The sequence below is a fragment of the Bradyrhizobium guangdongense genome (assembly GCF_006483445.1).
GTDB classification, from domain to species: Bacteria; Pseudomonadota; Alphaproteobacteria; order Rhizobiales; family Xanthobacteraceae; genus Bradyrhizobium; species Bradyrhizobium guangdongense_A.
Genome location: NZ_PPPT01000332.1, coordinates 1 through 2487 on the forward strand (window position 1 = coordinate 1; position 2487 = coordinate 2487).

General features: G+C 63.5%; 4 protein-coding genes. 3 read left to right on the top strand and 1 reads right to left on the bottom strand.

Annotation, left to right across the window (positions count from 1 at the left end; translation table 11 throughout):
* Positions 1 to 100 precede the first annotated feature (100 nt).
* A complete protein-coding gene (locus C2U70_RS32570) occupies positions 101 to 418 on the bottom strand; it encodes a c-type cytochrome (protein WP_140982864.1) in 318 nt (105 codons plus the stop codon).
* A gap of 152 nt (positions 419 to 570) precedes the next feature.
* Between C2U70_RS32570 and C2U70_RS32575 the strand changes: the two genes are divergently transcribed.
* The 3 genes from C2U70_RS32575 to C2U70_RS32580 all read left to right on the top strand — a co-directional run.
* Positions 571 to 1278, top strand: coding sequence for a helix-turn-helix domain-containing protein (locus tag C2U70_RS32575; protein ID WP_140982866.1), 708 nt, complete (start codon positions 571 to 573; stop codon positions 1276 to 1278).
* A 98-nt stretch (positions 1279 to 1376) separates the two neighbouring features.
* Positions 1377 to 1502 carry a hypothetical protein gene (locus C2U70_RS33780; protein WP_283810416.1) on the top strand — a complete coding sequence of 42 codons (126 nt, stop codon included), beginning with the start codon at positions 1377 to 1379 and terminating at the stop codon, positions 1500 to 1502.
* Between the two features lie 285 nt (positions 1503 to 1787).
* A partial coding sequence (locus C2U70_RS32580) for a Crp/Fnr family transcriptional regulator (RefSeq protein WP_140982869.1) occupies positions 1788 to 2487 on the top strand: 700 nt, incomplete at its 3' end.

The window sequence follows — 2487 nt, forward strand, 5'->3', positions numbered from 1 at the left end:
CAAGATCGAGCCCGCCGCGGCGGTCGCGGCGTTCAACGCGGCGTTCGGCAGAATCGCGAAGGAGCTGGTCGGCTGGACGGTGCAGACCGTCTAGCGGCCGCTATTCGAGGGTTTTCAGATAGGCCAGCAGATCGTGGATCTGCTCGGGACGGAGCTGGAAGACGGGCATGTCGGCGTGGCCGGTGCTGATGCCTTCGGCCAGCGCTTCGCCGAGATTTTCGATCGGATAGCGCTCATGCAGGGTGCGGAACGGCGGCGCTGCCTCGAGCCGGCTTCGCGATCTCAGGTCGATGGCATGACACCGCGCGCAATTGGCACGCGCATAGGCCTTGCCCCGCTGCTCCGCCGGGCTTGCGGCCAGCGCCGGCGACATCAGGAGCAGCGCGAGCAGGGTCTGGCGGAATATGGCTTGCAGCATTTGGCGGGTCTCATCGGCTTGCGCCGCAGAATAGGGTGGCGGCATCGCCCAAAATTGATCTGGGTCAACTGGCTTTGTGACAATGCAGTAAAATGCCAAGGCGTGGTGGACGGCCAGGGGCGGTCCTTAACTGGCGCTGTCTGGAGCGGTGGATGAAGCCTTCCGTGGTCACAATTGAGCCGAGTTTCTGCAAGGATTGTTCGATACGGGGATCCAGCGTTTGCTCGGCGCTCGATGCGTCCGAGCTGCGCCAGTTCGAGCATCTGGGGCGCCGCGCCCAGTTCGCTCCTTGCGAGACCGTTTTCTCCGAGGAAGACATCGCGACCTCCTATTTCAACGTGCTCGACGGGGTGATGCGGCTCTACAAGCTCCTGCCCGATGGCCGGCGGCAGATCGTCGGCTTTGCGTTGCCCGGCGACTTCCTGGGCATGAACATCTCCGGCCGGCACAATTTTTCGGCCGATGCGATCGGCGCGGTCGCGGTCTGCCAGTTTGCCAAGGCACCGTTCGGCCGCTTCATCGAGGACCGGCCGCATCTCCTGCGTCGCATCAACGAGCTCGCGATTCGCGAACTAAGCCAGGCGCGCGACCACATGGTCCTGCTCGGGCGCCGCTCGGCCGAGGAGAAGGTCGCGACCTTTCTCCTGAGCTGGCGTGAGCGGCTTATTCCGCTGCACGGGCCATCGAATACAGTGGCGCTGCCGATGAGCCGGCAGGACATCGCGGATTATCTCGGCCTGACCATCGAAACCGTCAGCCGCACCTTCACCAAGCTCGAGCGCGACGGCGTCATCGAGATCATCCACGGCGGCATCAGCCTGCTCGATCCGGCGCGCGCGGAGGCCTTGGCTGCCGCGTAAGCGATCTTTTCCGCATGCGATCCCTAAAATTTGATCCCGATCAAAGACGTCGGGCGGTCACGGCAAAATAATGCCTGCAAATTTCAGGGGAGGGCGGGATGCCGACCGACACGTTGCTGATGACCATTGCCGTTGTTGCCGTCTTTGTCGGGTTCGGCGTGGTCCTGGCGTGGGGCGACCGGCAAACCAGAGGGCTCAAATCGGATGAACCGGGCAAGCGCTGACGCGTCTGCCGTCGGAATCACGCTTTGACGCGGTGCGATGGCCGGGTTCCACGGTCGCCATCGCCGCATGCACTCTGCGCCAGGTGCAAAATTGTGCCCTGTTCTCCTTGCAACTCTGCATCGCATCGAGCGCTTCGGCGCATCCTGCGGCTGCGCGCGGGCGGAGGAGCCCGCGCAATTTCACGGCACTTGTCTAAAATTACGCGCATGGTTTCCGGTTGAAAAGCATGGCAACGTTGACTACGCAGGAACTTACGTGCCTCGCAGTCTTAGGAGCCCGGCGGCGTGCCTCAGGACAAAACCGGCGATCCCCGACAATCGTCGGGCAACAAGCTTTCGGTTCTGCGCAAGCACCCGATCTTCGCGGATCTGGAGGCGGAGGCGCTCGATCAGCTCTGCCGCTATGCCAAGCACACCACCGTCAAGCGCGGCGCGACCATCGCGGCCAAAGGCGACCCCGGCAACAACCTGTTCGCGGTCGTCTCCGGCACGGTGAAGATATCCTCGTCTTCGCCTGATGGCCGGAACGCCATTCTCAATCTGATCGGTCCCGGGGAGATTTTTGGCGAGATCGCCGTGCTCGACGGCGCGCCGCGGTCGGCCGACGCGACCGCCAACACCAATTGCGAGCTCTACATCATCGACCGCCGTGACTTCCTGCCTTTCGTGAAGAGCCAGCCGGCGCTCGCGATGAAATTCATCGAACTGCTCTGCGCGCGCCTGCGCTGGACCAGTCAGCAGGTCGAACAGGTGATTCTGCAAAACCTTCCCGGGCGGCTCGCGAGTGCGCTGCTCGGCCTGACCGAGGAGCGCAAGCTCGATTCCGGCAGCGGCACGCTTGCGATCACCCAGCAGGAGATCAGCGAGATGGTCGGCATGACGCGCGAGAGCATCAACAAGCAGCTCCGCGCATGGTCGGGCCGCAATTGGGTTCGCCTCGAGCATGGCGCCATCGTCGTGCTCGACACCGATGCGCTGCGCGAGC